This is a genomic window from Sporolactobacillus mangiferae (genome assembly GCF_023336505.1).
Lineage (GTDB): Bacteria > Bacillota > Bacilli > Bacillales > Sporolactobacillaceae > Sporolactobacillus > Sporolactobacillus mangiferae.
Genome location: NZ_JAMAST010000002.1, coordinates 251,932 through 269,147 on the forward strand (window position 1 = coordinate 251,932; position 17,216 = coordinate 269,147).

Here is a 17,216-nt window from a genome sequence, read left to right on the forward strand (position 1 = left end):
ACTATGACCCTGTTCCGATCCGGAGCAGGGTTTCGTACAAGATAAGAAAGTTTAAGATTTTGACCCATATGAAAACCAATAAACCAATGTCTTGCCGAGAATCAAAGCGAAGGTGCGCTGGCGCCAGCGGGGTGTTCCTGTTGATCAGCGAGCCTGGGAAGATCCCGCAGGAATTTGCCTGCCTGCAGAGGCTTCCGGATCGCCCGCGGCAAGCGAGCAACTGAAGCGCCGATTCAGTGCTGTAAAGATACGAACCCAGTTCGATTACAGCGTAAAAGAAACCTCCACTAGTGTAAGGGAATTTTCAATAACTATTCGGAAGTAAGGATCAGGCTATGCCCGGTTTTTCTTATTCATATGCCGTTAAATACGTGCTTTTCACGAATGAACCAATCCGCATTGAGGAACACCGTGTTTATCACTGCACCAAAATTAATAGGTGTTTCAGGGCATGTGATCTGCCAATCCTTCATACCCTATTTCTATGACTTAATTGGACGGAGGTTAAGCAGATCCATGAAATTAGTGCTTTTCTGCGGCTTGTTTGTTCTGACAGCCTTCTGTTATTACTATTTTTTGCTTGGATTACTGCATCTGAAATCTCTGGTGCTATCAAGTGCCATTTTTTTCACATTCATCTTCCTGATCGTACGCCTTCTCACGTGGCACAGGCAACGTCACGAATAGAGGCAAGGACACGATGATTTACGGTCCTTGCCTCTTTATTTATTCATTAGGCATTTTTGACAGGTAACTGCTGTTGCTTCGCCTTTTTATCAATTTACTGAATTCAGCTGAAAAGCAGCTGCTCTGTTTCGTCCAAAACATTGGCAAAGACATTCATAGCCTGTTGTACTGGCTGCGGCTCTGTCATATCCACACCTGCTTTTTTTAATATTTCGATTGGCGCATCAGAGCTTCCTGATTTTAAATAGTCTTTATAACGTGCTACGGCAGGTGCTCCCTCATTCAAAATTTGCAAAGAGAGTGCCAGCGCAGCACTGAAACCGGTCGCGTACTGATAAACATAGTAATTATAATAAAAATGAGGAATACGCGCCCATTCCAAACCAATTTCTTTATCAACGACAATATCAGTGCCAAAATATGTTTTGTTCAGATTATAATACGTTTCAGTCAGAAGATCCGCCGTTAATGCCTCTCCGGCACGTGCTTTTTCATGAATAATGTGTTCAAATTCCGCAAACATCGTCTGTCTGAAGACAGTCCCTTTAAAGCCTTCCAGCTGATTGTTCAGCAAATACAGTTTTCTCTTTTTATCATCTGTATGATTGAGCAGATAATGGTTCAGCAATGCCTCATTGCATGTGGATGCGACTTCGGCAACAAAGATCGAATAATCGGAATATGGGTATGGCTGGAATGTGCGTGAATAATAGCTGTGCATTGAATGGCCAAGTTCATGAGCCAGCGTAAACAGGCTGTCAACATTGTCCTGCCAGTTCAGCAGAATGTACGGCATTGTCCCATAGCTGCCGCCAGAATAACCGCCACTTCGCTTATTTCGAGTTTCACGAACGTCGATCCAGCGTTTCTTAAATCCGCCCCGAATCACATCAAGATAATCTTCTCCAAGCGGTGCAAGTGCCTGAAGCACAATTTGTTTGGCCTCATCATAGGTAACCTTGATCTTCGCATTTGGAACAAGCGGTGCATAAAGATCGTACATATGGAGTGCGTCAACGCCCAGTGCCTTCTTGCGCAAGGCCACGTAGCGATGCATCAATGGCAGATTTTCGTGGATTGCTGTAATTAAATTGTCATAGACCTTCTCAGGTATTTCATTGCCAAACAGCGCAGCTTCTCTGGCAGAATTGTAATGACGTGCATGTGCATAGAATGTGTCGCGTTTAATCTGTCCGCTGAGTGTTGAAGCAAGCGTATTCTTAAAAGCACCATAAGTTTTATAAATTCCTTCAAATGTATCTTTGCGCACTTGTCGGTTTTCGCTTTCCATAAGTGTCGCATACCGACCGTGTGTAATTTCAATTTCTTCTCCATTCTCGCCTTTAATCGTCGGGAACTTCAGATCAGCATTATTCAGCATGCCAAAGGTCGTCGAAGAAGCATCTGTGACTTCTTCTGCCGCGGCGAGCAGTGCCTCTTTATCGCTGTCAAGCACATGTGGACGCATACGCACGATCTCATCAAGCGCATGGCGATAGAGCTGCAAAGCTTTGTTTGACGAAAGGTATTGATCTAATTTTTGCTCATCAATAGCCAGAATCTCAGGGACAACGAACGCCAGCCTGCTTCCCGTCACGGCAGCAAGATTGCCCGCGCGATCATGTATTGCCTGAAAAACAGCATTTGCAGTATCCTCGTCATTTTTCATATGTGCGTAGACATAAACTTTGTATAAAAGTTCCATCAATTCATCCTGCTTTTTCAGCAACGCCAATAACGTGTCTGCCGAATCGCCGATCTTCCCTTTAAATTGCTCTGCTTCAGCGGTCAAATCCTTTATTTTCTGAAACGCACGTTCCCACGCATCTGTATCTGGAAAAATTGCTTCCAGATCCCATGTTTCTTCAACGGGAATATCTTCACGCTTCGGTAGCCCAGTCGTTTGTTCACCAGCCATTGCGGCACCTCCAATGTCATCGTTCTTCCAAAAAATGTATCAAATATATCGTACTTCTTTTTTCTTTTTTACGCAAAATTTAGCCTATTCATTTACGGATTTTATACATTCAAAGATTCCAGGCGTTCCAATACAGCACGGTCTTCTTTAAGTAATGCAGAAACAGAAATATTTTCCCATGGATGCTGATGCGGAATGATTCGAAAACAACCCCCCACTCGTTCTGCGACACGCAGATGGACAAGTTGCTCCAAATAGATGCTGATCAGCTGTTCTGCATCCATTGCTTCGCAGAGCGGAAGACAGCGCTGTTCAAAAAGTGTTTCCATTCCCCGATGTGTCGTTATTTTGATGATCTGTCGTGGTGAAAGGCCGTACTCGGAATAAATTACACCAATTAAAAGATACAGCCACATTTGCCACAAAACAGGCGGATTGAGAAAATGAATATATGATGGGTGAGGCAAACCGATATGCGGGGGAAAACAGGCAAAGTAACGCTGAAGCTGATAAACCTGTTCGCGCAGACGATGTTCTTCTCTCGACAGTCGCGTGGAGACTTCGAGGCGTTTTCTTTTTTTCATTGTCAGCCAGGATTGTTTGAAATGTTCCGGTACAAAGTTCTGAGGAGGATGCAGCAGCTGATACGGGCAACAATCAGCAAGTGCAAAGCTTCTTTCCTGGGAAATAAAATAAGTTTTCGACTGCGGAACCAGATGCAGTGCGTAATAAATTTGTTTTGCAGATGGATGATAAAAGCAAATATAGTATGGGGATGCAAATGGATGAGATGCCGATGATACCGCTGTCCTGCAAATTGCGGCAGAAACAAAGCCGGTTAAGCGAATCGCGCTGCCAAGCCGATGATGATGTTCCGGGCCGATCAGCCATACTGGCTTAATATGGGCACTAAGATAACCATGAGTCCTTGCTTTGAGCTTGTGTTCAGGAATCGTACTGCACTGATATTCAATCACTGCCGGGTCAATGCCTGGTAAATACAGATCCGGGCGTTGGCGAAGCAGCGGCAGATAATACTCCAGCTGGGGCAATCGCCCGGCATGTACACACCAATCAAAAAGGTCCTTCTTCCCACGTAAATGGACAGGCGTTTCGCGTTCATTGTCAATGAGGCAGCTGTGCTTGGGCTGGTGAGCAAAGTGCCATTGCCTTTTCTCGCCTGTTTTCAGCCGGACCGGCGCCAAGCAGACCGGACAATAAAATCCGAAATGTTTGTCGATTCGACGCAAAACATCGCGGGACCATATTTGTTCCACCAGCGACACACGTTTAAAATTTCGCGTTGTTGCGACAAGCAAAGAATCACCACCTGAATTTAGCATATATATCCATTCAACAAGGACCAGCATGTTTCCTGCCAGACTGATTATTTTAACATGAATCCATGATATTTGTTCACTTGAGAAAAACCGGACAAAAAATGTCCAGTCCTACTTTCACAGGATGTGATGGCTTTCGCGTTGCATACAAGGACTTCCTGTACTTATAACCGTGAGAATTTGCATCACCGCAGCGGCTGCTCGTTTGCCATGGACGCACCGCGGATCTCCTCGGGCAAGCTGGAATATGCAGGGTCTCGCGTCCCTCATGCGGGTCATGGATGTTTCTTATCTTACAAAAAAGGGCCTGCTGCCAGGCAGCAGGCCTCTTGAAATTTTTTTATTATACGATATAAGAAAGTATATAAATTTTAAGGAAAATAGTATAAGTGGTCCGAAAAAACGCCGCGTCCTGCGGCTTATCGGACACTAGGCCGTCCATGGCCGTCGCGACGGCGGCTTTGCCTTCGTCGGGGAGGCTTGGCAAAGCCAAGTTTTCTAAAAATCGCAGATACATTAATATAAAAAGAACAATACTTTAATCTATGCACGCAGAGGAAAATGTGACTTGATCGTCTGCAATGCATGAGTCTGTATCAATTCCTTTCCATATTCCTGCAGAACGTAAAGTGTTATGCCGGTATCAAGACCGAATTCGAGCATTTTGCTTAGATCATCGTCCTGACAATCATCTGACCATTCATCAGTAAAAATTACCTTTAAATAGTAATGGTCTTGATAGACATACAAGGCGGTATCCATCGCATCATGCGCTTCAAAGGCATGACTTAACGAAATCAAATGCTCCAGGTCATCAAACTCAATAATGAATGAAATAGGCTGTCCGTCTTCTTCATCAGGATCATCATCTTCTTTATCCGTATCCTTTTTTCGGTTCGCATTCGATTGATCGGATTTCTGATCCTCATCGATCGGTATATCCAAATGCTTATCCTCCGAAATCGGCAATTGAAGATTGGTTCCATCCTTCGATATCTGCGCCCGTGTAACAATGATCTCCATACCCTTTTCGAGCGCCTGAACCTGAATCCATAGCGGCCCTTCAAGTGAGAAAGATTCCTGGCTATGAGCCTCATCCATCATTTGCCAGAAAAGTTCTTCACTGCGATCTCGATTATACCAGATTTCCTCACGGTCAAAGCCGAGATCCTCAATGTCCAAGTAGCTGATATAGAATTTTAATGTGTTCTCATTAATTCGCTCGATTTTCATCGCTATCTCTCCCTTCTTCTTCACCAGGTTATGGGAGTGACCAACTTTCCGTGGGACAACATGTTTCCCGTATCTCTATTGTATGATAAAACCATTAGCATTGAAATAATTAATCACCTGTTTTTTCCGATTTCCGCACTTGACCTTTCCGCACGACCAAGCATGTCTGATTCATTCATTTTATTGAACGCAGGAACTATTTATGCAATGAAACTTAAAAAATGCATGGATTCTTGTCCGATTTAACGGAATGATTCAGGACAAGTCTGCATAAATTTTTATTAGAAAACTTGGCTTCGCCAGGCTTCTGGCGAAGGCGAAGCCGCCGTCGCGACGGCCATGGACGGCCTAGTGTCCGATAAGCCGCAGGACGCGGCGTTTTTTCGGACCACTTATACTATGTTCCTTAAAATTTATATACTTTCTTATAGTATAAGAAAAACCGGGCATAGCCCGGTCCTTACTTCCGCATAGTTATTGAAAATTCCCTTACGTTAGTGGAAGTTCCTTTTACGCTGTAATCGAACGGGTTTCGTGTCGTTACAGTACTGAATCGTCGCTTCAGTTGCTTGCTTGCCACGGGCGCACCTCCGCTTTGATGCTTAGACATGATGAAATTTTTGGGTTTGTTATCGAGGGAAGTCATATACTTTTGCACTAAAAAATACTCGTTGAATTCTTTATCACATAGTATTTTCGTTCAGGCCGTGTTCCCAGCTAAAGCGGATCATGAATGTTTCTTATAAAAATAGAGCAAAGGCAACGGAAGGGAGTTATTGACGGATGTCTTTTGATTTCAACACACTGTTCTTTATCGTGAAAATTATTTTTATAGATATCATTCTTGGCGGAGACAATGCCGTGGTCATTGCACTTGCCTGCCGCAGACTTGACGAAAAAAAACGAAATGAAGCCATTTTTCTGGGAACTGGCCTGGCAGTTATTGTACGTATCGGTCTAACGGCCATTGTCGTTTCTCTTCTAAATATTCCGCTTCTATTACTTATTGGTGGTATTTTCTTAATTTACATTGCACTCCATCTGATGACAAATCGTGAAGAGGAGCATCACGTACGCGCAGGAACGTCCATGTTTACTGCTGTACGCACCATTGTACTTGCGGATGTGGTGATGGGCTTCGACAACATGCTTGCCATTGCAGGTGCATCTAAGGGACACATCGGTTATATTGCCATTGGCCTTATCTTTTCTGTTCCAATTATTGTCTGGGGCAGCAAACTGATCTTAATTGCAATGGAGCGTTTCCCTGTTTTAATCTATGTAGGAGGCGGCGTGCTCGGATATACAGCTTCCGAGATGATTATGAGTGAACCAAAGATCCGCTGGTTGTTTGCAGCTTCTGATCACTTCGCCCATCTATTCCCTGTGCTGCTGATCGCCGCACTGATCACCACCGGATGGCTGACAAATCTCTATTCATCCTCCCGGATCACCAGAAAATCATAAAGAATGACAAAACGGATGTCCGATAAACGGACATCCGTTGATTCTCTTTTTTTTGTTCAATTAACCAAACGCTGAGCTTCCTGAAGCTGGAATGTACGCACTTTTCTCGGTAGAAAACGCCGGATTTCATCATCATTATAACCAACCTGCAACCGCTTATCATCAAGCATAATTGGACGTCGCAATAAGCCCGGATTATTTTTGATTAATTCAAAGAGCTGCTGAATCGACATCGTCTCAAGCTGAATATTTAATTCCTGGAATGCTTTCGAACGTGTCGAGATAATTTCATCCGTACCATTTTCGGTCATGCGCAAAATATCCTTAATCTCTTCAATGGACAACGGTTCAGAAAAGATATTCCGTTCTTTGAAGGGTATATCGTGTTCCTTGAGCCATGCTTTGGCCTTTCTGCACGAGGTGCAGCTTGGTGAGGTGTATAATGTTACCATGTGTCGCCCTCCTTTGGACAATAGAAGCATTCTATTCTTAAGAGCTGCTTTTATTATATAATAATTCTTATAAATTTCATACCCCTTTTTATGTAAAAATAATTCCACATTTCGCCGTCAAATAAGCTGTTTTTTCGACAAAACACGATGTTATCAACTTTTTTATCCATTCTCATTTCGGGATCATTGAAAGCGGAAACACAAAACAAATACCGTCTTTTCTCAATCAACATTAGAAAACTTGGTCTCGCGCCTCCCTCTTGCAAAAGCGAAATTCCCGCGGGATAGCCATCAGATTGGTCACGCAGATCTGTTTAACGATGCAAAAAGGACTTCCTTAACGAAGTCCCTGTTGATGAAATCAAGTATATTATGCGGCTCTGCTACGTTTTATGCCGGCAATTTCAGATTGGCTGACGGCGCATCTTGAGACTTTGGCTGCAGCTGTCCTAATGTCTCTTTCAACCATTTTCTGATTGAATGTTTCCGCTTCCGTCTGACTTCCTTCGGTTTCATCGATAATCGCCTCCTTGGTTGATTGACCTTGCGTCTTCTCCGTCGATCCCCTTAAGCATTTCCTCATCTGCTTTTATTCTCAACCCGGTGCGTCTGGTTGTCAAGGTCATTTTCTAACATGTTCGCGCGATCATCATTTTTTTACTTGCGCTTAACATAGACACAATCAAGCTTGGCCATCTGCATGAGCGGTTGCATCATTTTGATTCACCTCAATGAAAAGATGGCAATCCACAGACGCTCCTTTTATACTATACGTATGCGGTAAAAAAAGTATTCAAAAAGATGCACCTACGGAGCTGTTATTATGACACAAAAATTGACCGTTCTCCTGATTGGTTTGCTTGTCACGGCAATCCTTTGCAATTATTTTCTGGGTATTCCACCGTATCCGGTGGTTGTTATTCTGTTGATCCTTGCTTTAGTCAGCTATTTCACGCATCTTTTTGTCAAGTATAAGAAAAGCAGGGCATAGCCCGGTCCTTAATTTCGCAGGATGCGGTAACTTCGGCGTTGCTTGCAGGACTGCGTATTGAGCGAAAACGCCTTCTTCACTTTGATGCTCGGCTGAGCCAATGCTTTGTTGATTGATTTAACATAAATCATATTTTTCTTATCATATCAGAAAAAACTGGCCTTGTTGCGTACGAAGCAGGCAACACCTATAGGCTGGTGATACTTAAAATTATATAGCACAAAAAAATAATCCCTGTATCACTATTTAGTCAGACACAGGGATTATTATCTGTTTTCAAGCTTTTTCTGCCTTCATTTCCTCATCATGCAGATGGCAGGCAACCCAGTGCCCTTCTTCGACCTCATGCCATTTTGGCCGTACTTTGGCACAGACATCCATCGCGAAAGGACAGCGCGTTCTAAATCTGCAACCACTTGGCGGATCAATCGGGCTTGGCACATCGCCTTCCAGAATAATTCGCTCACGTGTGCGCTCCATTTCCGGATCCGCAACCGGAATGGCGGACAGAAGCGATTGAGTATACGGGTGAAGCGGATGTTCGTACAATTCGTCGCTTGATGCAAGTTCAGCCATATTGCCAAGGTACATAACGCCGACCCGGTCGCTGATGTGTTTCACCATTGAAAGGTCATGGGCGATGAAAAGATAGGTTAACCCCTTCTCTTCCTGCAGTTCCTGAAGCAAATTGACTACTTGTGCCTGAATGGAAACATCCAGTGCTGAAATAGGTTCATCAGCAATGATAAAATCCGGTTCAACAGCCAGCGCTCGGGCAATGCCAATACGCTGTCTCTGCCCGCCGCTGAACTCATGCGGGTAGCGGTTCGCATGTTCTCGATTCAATCCAACAGTCTCCAGCATTTTATAGACACGGTCCATGCGTTCTTTTGATGATTTTGCCAAATGATGAATATCCAAACCTTCAGCAATAATATCTTTGACCATCATTCTTGGATTAAGCGATGCATATGGATCCTGAAAAATCATCTGCATTCTGCGACTCAGCTTTTTCTTTTCTTTTGCTGATACTTTACCGCCGATATTTTCTCCATCAAAAATAACTTCGCCGTCCGTCGGTTCATAGAGACGTATTATCGTGCGGCCAGTCGTTGATTTTCCACAGCCGGATTCACCGACCAGTCCCAGTGTCTCGCCTTTATATACGTCAAAGCTGACCGAATCGACTGCCTTTAAAATTTCCTGCCGGGATATCTTAAAATATTTTTTTAAATGCTTAACTTCAAGTAATTTCTCTTTTGATTCAGCCATTTTTCGTTCCTCCTACACCGATAGTCTCCGGCGGATCTACCTTTGGTGCGCGTTCGTCGAGCAGCCAGCAGGCTGCTTTCTGCGTCGATGAAAGCTCCGTGTATTCAGGCATGTGATCCGTGCAGACCTTCATCGCATAAGGACATCTCGCCGCAAAAGGACAGCCTTTTGGCGGGTTAGCCAGATCAGGCGGAGAACCCGGAATCGCAAGCAGTTTGTCGGTTGTCGCATGCAGCTTTGGCATTGAAGAGAGCAATCCCCAAGTGTACGGATGTTTCGGGTTGTAGAAAATTTCGTCGATCATTCCAGTTTCAACAACCTTTCCCCCGTACATCACGGCAACACGCTGTGCCATATTTGCAACGACACCAAGATCATGGGTAATTAAAATGATTGCCGTTTTCGTTTTTTTCTGAAGATCCCGCATTAAATCAAGAATCTGAGCCTGAATCGTTACATCAAGTGCGGTTGTCGGTTCATCAGCAATGAGCACTTTGGGATTGCAGGCAAGTGCGATGGCAATCACAACACGCTGCCTCATACCACCCGAAAATTGATGCGGATATTCATCAACACGCACCTCAGGTTTCGGAATCCCAACAAGTTTCAGCAATTCAATGGCACGATTGCGTGCATCATGCTTGGACATTCCTTGATGTTTAATCAGACCCTCCATGATCTGCTTGCCGATTTTCATGGTTGGATTAAGTGCCGTCATCGGATCCTGAAAAATCATCGAAATTTCTTTCCCCCGCACCTTTTCCAATTGTTTCTCAGTATAGCTTACAAGATCTTTTCCCTCAAAAAGTATGCTGCTTCCCTTTACAATTTCACCCGGAGGATTAGGAATCAATCCCATGATGGCCTTGGATGTCACTGATTTTCCCGAACCGGATTCACCCACGATGGCCAGCGTTTCACCCTCATTCAGGTCCAGATCAACGCCGCGAACAGCCTGAACATGGCGCCCAATGAGATTAAAATGGACGCTTAGGTTTTTTATCTCTAATAGCTTGCTCACAATTTTCCCCTCCTGTTAGTGGCGTAATTTCGGATCAAAGGCATCACGAAGACCATTTCCAATTAGATTGAACGCAATGAGCAAGAGACAAATGAGCAGACCCGGATACACCGTCTGGTATGGATGAAGCTGCAGAACTTCATAACCACTGTTAATCAGTGAGCCAAGAGATGCCTGTGGATCTCTGATCCCTAGTCCGATGAAGCTTAGAAATGCTTCAAAGAAAATAGCGGCAGGAATTGAAAACATGGTATTGACAATAATCATGCCAAGCGAATTCGGAATCAGGTGTTTAAAAACAATCCGTGCGTTGCCTGCACCTAAAGATTTTGACGCAAGAACAAACTCCTGATTTTTCAATTTCATCATGGAACCACGGACAATTCGAGACATTGAAATCCAGCTGGTTGCGGTAATGGCAATCGTAATTGGAATGAGTCCCGGCTTCATGACAAGAATCAGCAAAATAATCCATACAAGATTCGGTATGCCCGAAATAATTTCCATAATACGCTGTAAAATATTATCCGTCAGGCCGCCAAAATAACCGGAAATACCGCCGTAAGTGACCCCAATTAACACGTCAACCAGTGCGGCAATGACGGCAATGATTAATGAGATACGCGTTCCTTCCCACGTTCTTGACCATAGATCACGGCCCAATTGATCTGTACCAAACCAGAAATCCTTCTTTATCCCCCGTTGCTGGTACACATCAATGCCATCTTCCTGACCGTTTAAAAAGGGAACCCAAGAAAGAGCAGATACCCTTGGTGGCAGGTTCGAACGATTCAGATCCTGGTGGGTTGGATCATAATTATGAGAATATGGGACAGAAACAGCCAGCAATACGATCAATAAGACGATGAAGATCGAGAGAAGTGCGCCCTTATTTTGGACAAATCTGCGTACAGCATCTTTCCATACGCTGACCACTTCGCCGCTTACCCGTTCGTTTTCTGTACGATCAATTTCAGCGGGTAGAAACATTTCCTTCGTTATATCCTGATTTGCAACTGCCATTTAAGCTTGACCTCCAGACACACGTATTCTCGGATCAATAACTCCATAAAGGATGTCAACAACAAAAATCGACAGAATAAATAGTCCAGCGTACAATTCAGTGGTCCCCATAATCATTGGATAATCGTTCGTTACAATTGAAGAAACATATTGCGAACCGATTCCCGGAATTCCAAATATATTTTCAATGACCAGCGACCCGGTAATAATGGCAGCCGTCAGCGGTCCTAATATAGTAACAACCGGAATCAGTGCATTTCGAATCGCATGCTTATAAACAACGGTAAATCTTGATAATCCTTTTGCCTGCGCCGTCACAATATAATCCTGATTAATCACTTCTACCATCTCTGTGCGCATGAACAGAGCGATTTCCGCAACCACACCGACTGCCAGAGAAACAACCGGTAAAAAATGGTAACTTGGTCCGTTCCACCCCGCAACCGGAAACGCACGAACATACACGCCTAAAAAGTATTGCAATACACCAGCAAAAATAAATGAAGGAATCGACGTCCCTATAGCAGCGAAAATCATTGTACTCCAGTCCATTGCCTTGCCATGATGCAGTCCGGCAATAATGCCCAGTAGCAGACCAATAACAGCACCAAGTATAATCGCTTCCAGGCCCAGATCCAATGAAACCGGAAATTTATTCATTAACAGTGCCGTCACTGATTCATTGCCAAATTGAAATGATCCACCCATATCGCCGTGCAGCAGATTCCACATATATTTTACGTATTGAACAGCGATTGGCTGATCCAGACCGTAATAGTGTTTCAGCTGATTAATTTGTGTCGGAGTCAGTTTCGGATTCTGAAACGGTGTTCCAGGCAGCATTTTCATTGATAGAAATGTCAATGTGATGACTACATAAAAAGTAATACACATATAGCCAATTCGCTTTAATATATAGCGTCCCACCAGGTTGGTCCTCCCTTTTTTTTGTAAAACAAGTGATTGATCTATAGTCACATTCATTATGTTCAGTAAAACATGTACAACTCATCAGACAATTAGATAGTTAATAATAATAATTAAGGAGAGCATATGCCTTATCAACATATACTCTCCTTTCAAAGCATCAAAAGTTCATACTTGCCATCCCGCACTCACATTAATGTTTCGTAATATAAGCTTGAGAAAAGTCCACTTGTGGGCCATAGGAAGGATAAGACAGACCTTTTACATATGATTTTTGTGCCCAAGTCTTGCCGCTCTGATAAATCGGAACGATCGGGTAATCAGCCATCATTGTTTTTTCTGCAGCCAGCATATCTTTCCAGCGCTGTGATGGATTGCCAGTTTCGCTCTGTGCATTCTTAATCAGTTCATCAAATTTCTTGTTTGACCATCCGGTCGTATTCTGCGGATTGCTCGTAGTCCACATATCCAGATAAGTCATCGGATCCTGATAATCCGGGAACCAGCCACTGAATGCGATATCAAATTTGAAGCTCTGTTGCAATTTCAGATAGTTCGCCCATGGTTGCTGGTTAATGGTTACCTTGACGCCAGGAAGATTCTTTTCAAGCTGATTTGCGAGATACGAATCCCACTGTTTGTATTGGGCACCATCAGAACTCATGAAAGTCAGCTCCAGTTTGCTGATACCCAGTTCTTTTTTCGCTTTGTCCCAGTATGCTTTTGCATCTTTTGCATCGCCGGCCGGGAATCCGTCAACCGGATTGTCACCGCGGAAGTCTTTGCCGTCAGGACCTTTTGAAAAGCCCTTCGGAACAACATAATTTGAACCCGTTGATCCGTCATTAAAGAGGACCTTGACGAAGCTGTCACGGTCAATTGCAGCGTTAATCGCTTTGCGAAGATTGAGGTTCTTCAGGTTTTTATTCGTCTTCTGGTTCAGGTACAGGAAGAATGTGCCCGAATCAAGAGCCGTGTGAATTTCACTTGCATTGGATTTTTTCAAAGAAGTTACATATTCTCCGGTAAGTCCGGCAGCGTCAATTTTATCCGTTTTATACAGATTGACGCGTGTCTGAAGATCCGTCTGTACCTGAACATTAACGGTGTCCAGTTTTGTTGCTTTTGCATTCCAGTAATTTTTGTTTTTCTTGTATGTCCAGCCTGATCCTTTATTCCATTTTTCGAGAACAAACGGACCGCTGTAGAGAAGGTTTTCTGCGCCCTGTGCATACTTTTTACCCTGTTTTTTTACAAAATCTTCTCTCTGAGGATAAAACTGCGGTTGAGAAAGAATGCTGTAAAAGAAAGGTGGCACTGGCTGTTCGAAGGTTACTTCAAGTGTTTTGCTGTCAAGCGCTTTAACACCTAATTTGTCATATTTTCCATAGAATTCTTTATTCGTCGGGTCTTCAATCTTGGCCGCATTTTTAATTCCTGAAGCTGCGAACAAGAAGTTGTAGGCAGGTTTTGCAGCCGGATCGTTCTGGCGGTGCCAGCCGTACACAAAATCCTGTGCGGTAATTGCCTTGCCGTCAGACCATTTAATGCCGTCGCGAAGCGTGAACGTTACCGTCTTCTTGTCAGCACTTACCTTGGGCGCACCCTTGGCAAGATCCCAGTGGTATTTGTTATTATGCATTCTTGTCAATCCGGCTTCAGTCAGATCAATAACGTTTGTCGACGTTGTATCCGTAGCAAGATTCGGATCAAGCGTCGGAATGTCTGCCGAGCTTGCCAGATTCAATGTCTGGTCTTTAGCCAGCTCTGAACCGCTTCCCTTACCGTTGTCACTGCTTTTTGAGCTACCGCATGCAGAAAGCACTAAGCTCAGTGCTAAGACAATGGACAACACGAGTGACCATTTTGCTTTTTTCATAAAAGCAATAACCTCCCCTAAATGATTATCTTTGTTCAGATGATCTTCCTTTCTTTTCTGAAAGTTCGAATCAACCTACAGATGCTATTATACAAGTTATTCTTTCAATTTGCATTGTTTTTTTTAATTTTCCATAGTTTTCTGTACTTCATTTTGTCAAAAATATTGGTAACATCGCCTTTTTTTCTAAAAATTTTTTTACTGATGTGTTATATTATCTGACATTATTGTTTGATTGGGAAGGTTTTTCTCTGTTAAAATCAGTTTGAGGTGGTACAGAGTGAAGAGATTATTTACGCATTCTCGAATATCATATTCGGTGATCGGCACGATCGAGCTCCTTCTTGGATTACTCGCTCAGATCTTTTACCCGCACCCGTTTTCAGTTCGTTCCTTATTGGATAGCTTTTCGACAATCAGTCTGCTTTTTTTCAGCGTGGGCCTGATCATTTTTTTAGTTCAGGATGGCGCATTCGACAGTGTTGTTTACGGGTTTAAACGGTTTGCCCGTGCGGTTAGAAGAAATCAGCTGGAGGACAGTGACGAAGAAGCCCCCCTCACCGAATTGAAACGTCATGACGGAAAAAAACGTGCCGCCTTGACTTGGCCGCTTATTATTGACAGTCTGCTTCTTTTTGCTCTTGCATTCAGTGTATCCCTTCTTATGTGAATCCTATATGTGTGCCTTTTTATTAACCACGTGCTGTTTGCATTTAACAGATAAACCAGCTATAATGATTGGCAATAATAAGTGCATTACATAGCTAATGTTATGAAGAAGAAAAGTACTTTGCAGGATAGCCTTCAGAGAGTCCGGAATGGTGGAATCCGGGTGGTGAAATGCAGGGGAATGGCCTTCTGAGCAGCAATTCCGAACACGGATTTCTTATAACCGTCAGTAGGCATTGACGTTCCCGCACGTTACAGCGGTGATGATTCTGTATATGCGTTCAGGATCAAAGAAGCTGTTTCTGTTTTTGCAGAAAAATCAGGGTGGTACCGCGGTCTATTCGTCCCTTGTGGATGGATAGGCCTTTTTATATTTATTTATTCAGGAAGGTGACGTTTTATGGCAAAAATATTTTCAGGTGTTCAGCCAACATCCATCCCTACGCTTGGCAACTATCTCGGAGCAATGCGCAACTTCGTGACACTGCAGGATGGAAACGAGTGTATCTATTGCATCGTTGATGAACATGCGATTACCGTGCCTCAGGATCCGAAAGAAATCCAAAAAAATATCCACAATCTGGCTGCCCTCTATCTGGCAATGGGGATCGATCCCAAGCGCTCAATTCTGTTCATTCAATCCGAGGTGCCCTGCCATGCTCAGCTTGGATGGATCATGCAGTGCGTCAGTTACATGGGCGAACTGGAACGCATGACCCAATTCAAGGACAAATCGAAAGGGAAGCAGTCGGTTTCCGCGGGACTGCTGACCTACCCACCGCTCATGGCTGCTGACATATTGCTTTATCAGACTGAGCTCGTCCCAGTCGGTGCCGACCAGAAGCAGCATCTGGAACTGACAAGAGATCTTGCCGAACGTTTCAACAAGAAATACGGACAAGTATTTACCGTTCCGGAACCGTATATTCCGCCTGTCGGTGCGCGTATTATGTCACTCGCCGAACCGACGAAGAAAATGAGTAAGTCAGATACTAACCGGAAAGCAACGATTTTTACTCTGGACAGTGAGAAAGAAATTCTGAAAAAAATCAAATCAGCGACAACCGATGATGAAGCATCCATTCGCTATGACCGCGAAGCAAAACCAGGAGTGTCCAATCTGCTGGATATTTTTTCACTATGTTCCGGCCGATCGGTCGACGAACTGGTCACCGCCTACCAGAACAAAGGATACGGAGAATTTAAGACCGATGTTGCAGAGTCCGTCATCAATGTGCTCTCACCGATACAAGAACGGTATCACAACTTGATTGAGTCTGATGAGCTTGACGAGATTCTGGATGAAGGTGCCGAAAAAGCATATGCGATGGCCAAGAAGACCTTATCTGAATCAGAACAAGCACTGGGGATCGGGCGCCGGAACCGGCATTAAATCGTTTGAAATGCAGTGAAGCCGACGGGGTAATTCAAACTCCGCCGGCTTCTTTGATTTGTCATCATTTTAATATAGTAGAATCCAGAACTTCCTGAAGGTATTTTGAGTGCGTGCTGGCCTGTGAGGTGCTCTCTAAATCTGTGAAAATTTGGATAGCTTTCAATGCCATTTTCTTGCCGCGTTCAATTCTTCCAAACTTTATATTGTAAATTCCTTTCAAAAATGTCCATTTAATTTTCATATAAGAATCTTTTTCCTGATTCAGTGATTCGCCCAGCAAAATCAAGAATGTGTTTGCTTCCGAAAGCCGATCATTCTCTAATAAAACGGCTGCGGAATTCAGTAAAATGTTTTGCTTCATCGATTCGCCTCTGCCAAGCGGATGATAATCCATGCTTTTTTCAAAAGCCATTCGTGAGAGTTCAATCATCTGATTCACAGGAAAGGCAAACAGTGAATTATTATAAATAACCAGTTCATAGTAGCCCCATACTTCGATATCTGTCAGGTAATCATTCAAGATTTTAATCACTTTCGGATCCTGCTTTTTCTTGGAAATACGCTGTATATAGAGACTGGCTATGGCTGAGAAATGGAGATAGTAATTTTTTTCCTTCATTATATAGAGGTCATTCATTCGTTCCTGCAAAACACGCAGCATATGCAGATTGTCTTCCATGACATACTTTTTTAGATCATTAAAAAATTTTTGGAAATCGCTGATCTCATAATTGTTATTGACGTATAAAAATTCATCAATAGTTACGTTTAATTTTTTTAACAGACTCAGTAAATGGGTAAAAGAAATATCGCAATCCCCACGTTCAAAACGTGAGAGAAAAGCAACTGAGACTTCACCATGAGCGAGTTTGGCAAGTGTCATTTTTTTTGATTTTCGGATGTAACGTAGTGTTTCCCCAGGATGATTCATGGCCGCACCT

At 43.5% G+C, this 17,216-nt stretch carries 15 protein-coding genes and 1 other annotated feature; of the genes, 4 read left to right on the forward strand and 11 right to left on the reverse strand.

The annotated features are described in order from the left end of the window. Positions 1-790: 790 nt before the first annotated feature. From pepF to mecA, 3 genes are all read right to left on the reverse strand, one after another. Positions 791-2,605 (reverse strand): oligoendopeptidase F, encoded by a 1,815-nt coding sequence (gene pepF, locus M3N64_RS03620; RefSeq protein ID WP_249098175.1) that lies wholly within the window; start codon positions 2,603-2,605, stop codon positions 791-793. 101 nt (positions 2,606-2,706) lie between these two features. Then, on the reverse strand, positions 2,707-3,924 hold the full coding sequence (locus M3N64_RS03625) for a competence protein CoiA (protein ID WP_249098178.1): 1,218 nt from the start codon (positions 3,922-3,924) through the stop codon (positions 2,707-2,709). 564 nt (positions 3,925-4,488) lie between these two features. Then, entirely contained in the window at positions 4,489-5,178 is a 690-nt protein-coding gene (gene mecA, locus M3N64_RS03630) for an adaptor protein MecA (RefSeq protein ID WP_249098180.1), read from the reverse strand. Positions 5,179-5,961: 783 nt separating this feature from the next. On the opposite strand from mecA, the gene M3N64_RS03635 reads away from it, so the two are divergent. Then, positions 5,962-6,645, forward strand: coding sequence for a TerC family protein (locus tag M3N64_RS03635; RefSeq protein ID WP_249098183.1), 684 nt, complete (start codon positions 5,962-5,964; stop codon positions 6,643-6,645). 56 nt (positions 6,646-6,701) lie between these two features. Here the strand turns inward: M3N64_RS03635 and spxA are convergent, their stop codons facing one another. Both spxA and M3N64_RS14085 read right to left on the reverse strand, forming a co-directional pair. Further along, positions 6,702-7,097 carry a transcriptional regulator SpxA gene (gene spxA, locus M3N64_RS03640; protein WP_249098186.1) on the reverse strand — a complete coding sequence of 132 codons (396 nt, stop codon included), beginning with the start codon at positions 7,095-7,097 and terminating at the stop codon, positions 6,702-6,704. A gap of 390 nt (positions 7,098-7,487) precedes the next feature. Beyond that, on the reverse strand, positions 7,488-7,613 hold the full coding sequence (locus M3N64_RS14085) for a hypothetical protein (protein ID WP_283163281.1): 126 nt from the start codon (positions 7,611-7,613) through the stop codon (positions 7,488-7,490). Between the two features lie 307 nt (positions 7,614-7,920). On the opposite strand from M3N64_RS14085, the gene M3N64_RS03645 reads away from it, so the two are divergent. Then, positions 7,921-8,088: a hypothetical protein gene (locus tag M3N64_RS03645; RefSeq protein WP_249098187.1), complete on the forward strand. Its 168-nt coding sequence runs from the start codon at positions 7,921-7,923 to the stop codon at positions 8,086-8,088. A gap of 276 nt (positions 8,089-8,364) precedes the next feature. Here the strand turns inward: M3N64_RS03645 and M3N64_RS03650 are convergent, their stop codons facing one another. The 5 genes from M3N64_RS03650 to M3N64_RS03670 all read right to left on the reverse strand — a co-directional run bounded on the left by M3N64_RS03650 (position 8,365) and on the right by M3N64_RS03670 (position 14,210). Further along, positions 8,365-9,360 carry an ABC transporter ATP-binding protein gene (locus tag M3N64_RS03650; RefSeq protein WP_249098190.1) on the reverse strand — a complete coding sequence of 332 codons (996 nt, stop codon included), beginning with the start codon at positions 9,358-9,360 and terminating at the stop codon, positions 8,365-8,367. Continuing rightward, the gene (locus tag M3N64_RS03655; protein ID WP_249098194.1) at positions 9,353-10,381 is read right to left on the reverse strand and encodes an ABC transporter ATP-binding protein; all 1,029 of its coding nucleotides are present in this window, start codon (positions 10,379-10,381) and stop codon (positions 9,353-9,355) included. Before M3N64_RS03655 ends, M3N64_RS03650 begins: the two co-directional genes overlap by 8 nt. Positions 10,382-10,396: 15 nt before the next feature. Continuing rightward, entirely contained in the window at positions 10,397-11,404 is a 1,008-nt protein-coding gene (opp3C, locus tag M3N64_RS03660) for an oligopeptide ABC transporter permease (RefSeq protein ID WP_249098197.1), read from the reverse strand. After that, positions 11,405-12,331, reverse strand: a complete 927-nt coding sequence (locus M3N64_RS03665; protein ID WP_368389886.1) for an ABC transporter permease — start codon at positions 12,329-12,331, stop codon at positions 11,405-11,407. Positions 12,332-12,524: 193 nt separating this feature from the next. Continuing rightward, positions 12,525-14,210, reverse strand: coding sequence for a peptide ABC transporter substrate-binding protein (locus M3N64_RS03670; protein ID WP_249098202.1), 1,686 nt, complete (start codon positions 14,208-14,210; stop codon positions 12,525-12,527). 280 nt (positions 14,211-14,490) lie between these two features. Here M3N64_RS03670 and M3N64_RS03675 point away from each other — a divergent pair, with 280 nt between their 5' ends. Both M3N64_RS03675 and trpS read left to right on the forward strand, forming a co-directional pair. Further along, on the forward strand, positions 14,491-14,880 hold the full coding sequence (locus M3N64_RS03675; protein ID WP_249098205.1) for a DUF3899 domain-containing protein: 390 nt from the start codon (positions 14,491-14,493) through the stop codon (positions 14,878-14,880). Between the two features lie 93 nt (positions 14,881-14,973). Continuing rightward, positions 14,974-15,231: a binding site (T-box leader), on the forward strand. A gap of 48 nt (positions 15,232-15,279) precedes the next feature. Continuing rightward, positions 15,280-16,272, forward strand: coding sequence for a tryptophan--tRNA ligase (trpS, locus tag M3N64_RS03680; RefSeq protein ID WP_249098206.1), 993 nt, complete (start codon positions 15,280-15,282; stop codon positions 16,270-16,272). 64 nt (positions 16,273-16,336) lie between these two features. On the opposite strand, the gene M3N64_RS03685 is transcribed toward trpS, so the two are convergent. After that, positions 16,337-17,206, reverse strand: a complete 870-nt coding sequence (locus M3N64_RS03685) for a helix-turn-helix domain-containing protein (protein WP_249098209.1) — start codon at positions 17,204-17,206, stop codon at positions 16,337-16,339. Between the last annotated feature and the right edge of the window lie 10 nt (positions 17,207-17,216).

What these genes read in the sequence shown, in the direction of transcription:
- pepF (WP_249098175.1), bottom strand. Translation starts at nt 2,605, where the DNA reads ATGGCTGGTGAACAAACGACTGGGCTACCGAAGCGTGAAGATATTCCC.
- M3N64_RS03645 (WP_249098187.1), top strand. Translation starts at nt 7,921, where the DNA reads ATGACACAAAAATTGACCGTTCTCCTGATTGGTTTGCTTGTCACGGCA.
- M3N64_RS14085 (WP_283163281.1), bottom strand. Translation starts at nt 7,613, where the DNA reads ATGAAACCGAAGGAAGTCAGACGGAAGCGGAAACATTCAATCAGAAAA.
- spxA (WP_249098186.1), bottom strand. Translation starts at nt 7,097, where the DNA reads ATGGTAACATTATACACCTCACCAAGCTGCACCTCGTGCAGAAAGGCC.
- trpS (WP_249098206.1), top strand. Translation starts at nt 15,280, where the DNA reads ATGGCAAAAATATTTTCAGGTGTTCAGCCAACATCCATCCCTACGCTT.
- M3N64_RS03685 (WP_249098209.1), bottom strand. Translation starts at nt 17,206, where the DNA reads ATGAATCATCCTGGGGAAACACTACGTTACATCCGAAAATCAAAAAAA.
- mecA (WP_249098180.1), bottom strand. Translation starts at nt 5,178, where the DNA reads ATGAAAATCGAGCGAATTAATGAGAACACATTAAAATTCTATATCAGC.
- M3N64_RS03635 (WP_249098183.1), top strand. Translation starts at nt 5,962, where the DNA reads ATGTCTTTTGATTTCAACACACTGTTCTTTATCGTGAAAATTATTTTT.
- M3N64_RS03650 (WP_249098190.1), bottom strand. Translation starts at nt 9,360, where the DNA reads ATGGCTGAATCAAAAGAGAAATTACTTGAAGTTAAGCATTTAAAAAAA.
- M3N64_RS03670 (WP_249098202.1), bottom strand. Translation starts at nt 14,210, where the DNA reads ATGAAAAAAGCAAAATGGTCACTCGTGTTGTCCATTGTCTTAGCACTG.
- opp3C (WP_249098197.1), bottom strand. Translation starts at nt 11,404, where the DNA reads ATGGCAGTTGCAAATCAGGATATAACGAAGGAAATGTTTCTACCCGCT.